We start from the raw sequence: 4,531 nt of genomic DNA on the forward strand, positions 1-4,531 counted from the left end.
GGTCCAGGCGCCCGCCGCCACCACGGCCCCACCGGGAGCCGCCGGACCGGCCGACCCCGCACGGGGCACCCCCGCCGCGACCGCTCCCGCCGCGACCGCTCCCGCCGCGACCGCCCCTGCCTGGCGGCTCTACGGCGAGGTCGCCCAGGTGCTCGACGGCCACAGCGCCGACCTGCTCCTCGTCGCCGCGCACGCCGGAGGCTTCGCCCGCAGCCGGACCCTGCTGTTCCTGGTACGGGCGGACGCGCCCGGCCTCGTACGCACCCGGCAGCCGACCCTTGACGAGACCCGCCCCCAAGGCCGGGTCCAACTGCGCGACGTACCGGCGGAACTGCTCGGCGAGGAAGACGGCGACCCGCTGCCCGCCCTCGCCGCCACCGGACGTACGGCCGCAGCCGTCCTGGCCGCCGAGGCGGTCGGCGCGGCGGACCGGGCACTGGCCCGCACCGTCGAGCACGTGCGCCGGCGCGAGCAGTTCGGCCGGCCCATCGGCTCCTTCCAGGCGGTCAAGCACCGCCTCGCCGACCTCTACGTACAGATCCAGGCGGCGCGCTCCGCCGCCTACTACGCGGCCTGGGACCCGGGCCAGGGCGCACTCGCCCTGGCCCAGGCCCTGGAGGCCCTGCGGGCCACGGCGGGCGAGGCCATCCAGTTGCACGGCGGCATCGGATTCACCTGGGAGCACGACGCCCACCTGTACTTCAAGCGGGCGGCCGCCGACGACCTGCTCTTCGGCCCCGTCCACCGGCTCCGTGCCCACGCCGCGCAGCGGTCCGGGCTGTTCACCCCGACCTCCGGTACGACCGGCAACGAAAAGGTGGCCGTCTGATGGCTCCCGGCGTCAAGCTGATCCAGAAGGTCTCCTCGACCCTCCTGTTCGCCAGGATCGCACCCCACTTCATCCCCGCCATGGACAAGGCGGTGCACCGCCTGACCCGTGGAAAGGTCCTGCTCAGCGCCCGGATGCTGCCCGGGGTGATCCTCACCGCGAAGGGTGCGAAGACGGGTGAACCACGGACCACGCCGCTCGCGTGCATGCCGGAGGACGGAGGCGTGAGCTGGCTGCTGATCGGCTCCAACTTCGGCCGCCCCGGCCACCCGGCCTGGACCGGGAACCTGCTCAAGCATCCGGACGCGGACGTGAACTGGCAGGGGCGGGACATCGCCGTGCGGGCGCGGCTGCTGGAGGGGGCCGAGCGCGCGGCGGCGTGGCAGGCGGTGCTGAGGTTCTGGCCGCCGTACGCGACGTACCAGGCGCGCATCGAGCGCGAGATCAGGCTGTTCCGTCTGGAGCGGCGCTAGCGGCGCTGATCGCTAGCGGCGCTGATCGCGGACGTGGTGGACGGGCGGGCAAGGCCGGCGGACCCTCGGTGAGGGTCCGCCGTCACTTGGTGGGCTTCTTCCCGGTGATGCCGAGGTGCACGAGCAGCGCCAGGTTGGGCTTGAGTTCGGCCTGCTTGACGCCCCAGGTCTGGAACCCCTTCTGGTGCGAGGCGACCGCGGCCAACATCGCGACCAACGATCCCGCCATGGCCGCCGGGCTGAGGTCCTTGTCGACCTTGCCCTTGGCCTGGAGCTCCTTCATCGACTCCGTGAGGGAGTTGGTGACGGAGTTCAGGATCTTCATGCGGATCTTGTAGAACCGCTTGTCGCCCTCGGCCGCGCCCAGGTCGACCACCCGCAGGATGGCGTCGTTGCGGCGCCAGAAGTCCAGGAATCCCTCGACGAGTTCCTCGGCGGTCGCCCAGCCGGCCTTGCCGACCCAGTTGCGGCCCTCGACGAGCGCGGTCAACTGCGCGCCCTCCGTGGCCATTTCCTCGGCGATCTCCAGGACGGCGCCTTCGACGTCCGGGAAGTACTGGTAGAAGGTCGCGGGGGAGGTACCGGCCTTGCGGGCGACGTCGATCACTTTGACGTCGCGGTACGGCGAGGAGCTGAGCATCTCACTGAGGCAGTCGAGCAGCTTCTGCCGCGTCGCCTGGCCGCGCCGGCCGGCGACACGCCCGTCGACGGTGCGTACTTGTCCTGTCATGCCGTCAGCTTACCGAGGGGGGATCGGCGCGCTATTCGGCCGCCTGCAAATGGGGCTACGCACCCGCCGACCTGGGGGGGAAGCGCCCGTGTGGAGCGCCGGGCGGCGAATTCCGGCCGGTGCGGACCCGCCGGTGCGGGCCGCCGGACCCGGGCATGCGGTCCGTACGGGTCCACCCGTATCGTGGCGTATCCCCCGAATAGTCTTATCAACAGGCTGTGGACAAGTTTTCGTGCGGATCATGTCTGTTACGCACGAAAACAGTACGATCCCGGCAACGGAAGGGAATCCGCCCCATGGCCGCATTCGCGGAAGGCTCGCCCTGCTGGGTCGACGCCTCGCTCCCCGACGTCGAGGCGGGCAAGCGGTTCTACGGCGAGCTCTTCGGGTGGACCTTCGCCGACAGCGCGGGACCCGCGTACGGCCACTACACCCAGGCCTACAGCCGCGGCCGCAACATCGCCGCCCTCGCGCCCAAGCCCGACGGCCGCATGCCCACCGTCTGGGGCGTGTACCTGTACACCACCGACGCCTACGCCTGCGCCCAGCGCATCCGCGCCGCCGGCGGCCAGATGGTCATGGACCCCCAGCCCGTGGGCCCCTACGGCACGGCCGCGATGGCCGCCGACCCCGGCGGCGCCGTCTTCGGCCTCTGGCAGCCCGGCACCCACCACGGCTTCGACGCCCAGCAGGAGCCGTACACGTACTGCTGGTCCGAGGTCTACACCCGGGCCCGGGAGGCCGTCGACGCCTTCTACGCCAAGGTCTTCGGCTACGTCCCCGAGGACCAGGACGACCCCGAGACCGGCATCGCCTACCGCGTCTGGTCCCCGCCCGGCGCCGCCCCCGGCTCCGACACCGCCGTCCTCGGCCGCACCCTGATCACCGACGCGTTCCCGGAGATCATGCCGGCGCACTTCCTCGCCTACTTCGCCGTCCCCGACTGCGACCAGTCCGTCGCCACCGTCCAGCGGCTCGGCGGACGCGTCACGGCCGACCCGTTCGACACGCCGTACGGGCGGATCGCGGTCGTCGCCGACAATCAAGGAGCCGTGTTCGGACTGCTGTCGGAGCCCCGGGTGAAGACCGGCGCGTGAAGGCGGGGGCGGGAGCCGGGGCCGGACCGGGCGCGGGCCTGACAGAATCGGGTTTGCGCTACCGCGGGCCCCGCCCGCGGTGAGGTGGAGCGGGTCCGGCAGGTGACCCGTACGGGGAGGTGTGGAGGCGAGTGGTGGAGCAGCTGACGCAGCACGACCCGAGACGGATCGGCCCCTTCGAGGTGCTGGGACGGCTCGGCGCCGGCGGCATGGGGCTGGTCTATCTCGCACGGTCGGCATCCGGCCGCAGAGTGGCCATCAAGACGGTGCGCACCGAGCTCGCCGAGGACCAGCTGTTCCGGGTGCGCTTCACCCGCGAGGTGGAGGCGGCGCGCGCCGTCTCCGGCTTCTACACGGCGGCCGTCGTGGACGCCGACCCGCGGGCCGCCGTTCCGTGGCTGGCCACCGCGTACGTCCCGGCGCCCTCCCTGGAGGAGATCGTCAACGAGTGCGGGCCCATGCCCGCCCAGGCCGTACGGTGGCTCGCGGCCGGCATCGCCGAGGCCCTCCAGTCCATCCACGGCGCGGGCCTGGTCCACCGCGACCTGAAGCCCTCCAACGTGCTCGTCGTCGAGGACGGCCCGCGCGTGATCGACTTCGGCATCGCGAGCGGGGTCTCCAACACCCGCCTGACCATGACGAACGTGGCCGTCGGTACCCCCGCCTACATGTCGCCCGAGCAGGCGAAGGACTCGCGCAGCGTCAAGGGCGCCAGCGACATCTTCTCGCTCGGCTCCACCCTCGTCTTCGCCGCGACCGGGCACCCGCCGTACCACGGGGCCAACCCCGTCGAGACGGTGTTCATGCTGCTGCGCGAGGGCCCCAACCTGGAGGGGCTCCCCGATGAGCTGCGGCCGCTCATCGACTCCTGCATGCAGATGGACGCCACGTTGCGTCCCACCCCTGCCGACCTCCAGGCGCAGCTGGCCCCGCACCTCTTCGAGGGCGGCGACGAGAGCGGCACCGCCTCCGCGTGGCTCCCGGAGCGGGCCGTCGCGATGATCGAGGCCCGCCGCGCGGGCCACCGTACGGCCGCCACCGCGCCCGCCGTCCCGGCCCAGCCCCCGGTCGGCCCCCGGTCCGTTCCGCTGTCCGGCCCCCGCTCCGGGCCGCAGTCCGGTGCGCAGTCCGGGCACGCGTCCGAGGGCGCCACCCACCGCCGGCCGCGCGGCGCCGCCGACCCCTGGGTCGACCCGCGCACCGGGCAGGCGCTCCCGCCGCGCCCGGACCGTCCGCCGATGGCCCCGGTCGCCGCCTCCTCGGCGCCCGGTGCGCCCGTCCTGGTCGGCGGTTCCCCGGTCCCGATCGGGCCCGGCCCGCGTGCCACGGCCTCCTCCTCGGCCGGGCACTCCGGCGCCGATTCCGCGACCGGCTGGGTCCGGCCGCCCGCGGGCACCCCGGC

The 4,531-nt window shown here is 73.3% G+C and carries 5 protein-coding genes; 4 read left to right on the forward strand and 1 reads right to left on the reverse strand.

Features of this window, described 5'->3' with window-relative positions; all coding sequences use genetic code 11:
- Together ACEPPI_RS39905 and ACEPPI_RS39910 are read left to right on the forward strand one after the other, a co-directional pair.
- The coding region (locus tag ACEPPI_RS39905; RefSeq protein WP_373920150.1) for an acyl-CoA dehydrogenase family protein at positions 1-829 on the forward strand (829 nt) is incomplete at its 5' end.
- Positions 829-1,302 (forward strand): nitroreductase family deazaflavin-dependent oxidoreductase, encoded by a 474-nt coding sequence (locus ACEPPI_RS39910; protein WP_030236531.1) that lies wholly within the window; start codon positions 829-831, stop codon positions 1,300-1,302. The genes ACEPPI_RS39905 and ACEPPI_RS39910, both read left to right, overlap by 1 nt.
- A gap of 82 nt (positions 1,303-1,384) precedes the next feature.
- On the opposite strand, the gene ACEPPI_RS39915 is transcribed toward ACEPPI_RS39910, so the two are convergent.
- Entirely contained in the window at positions 1,385-2,032 is a 648-nt protein-coding gene (locus ACEPPI_RS39915) for a TetR family transcriptional regulator (protein ID WP_356223063.1), read from the reverse strand.
- A gap of 296 nt (positions 2,033-2,328) precedes the next feature.
- On the opposite strand from ACEPPI_RS39915, the gene ACEPPI_RS39920 reads away from it, so the two are divergent.
- A complete protein-coding gene (locus tag ACEPPI_RS39920; protein WP_373920151.1) occupies positions 2,329-3,129 on the forward strand; it encodes a VOC family protein in 801 nt (266 codons plus the stop codon).
- A 131-nt stretch (positions 3,130-3,260) separates the two neighbouring features.
- Positions 3,261-4,531 (forward strand): protein kinase (locus ACEPPI_RS39925; RefSeq protein WP_373920152.1); only part of this gene is annotated, 1,271 nt, incomplete at its 3' end.

It is taken from the genome of Streptomyces sp. AB3(2024) (assembly GCF_041862025.1).
Taxonomy (GTDB): Bacteria; Actinomycetota; Actinomycetes; order Streptomycetales; family Streptomycetaceae; genus Streptomyces.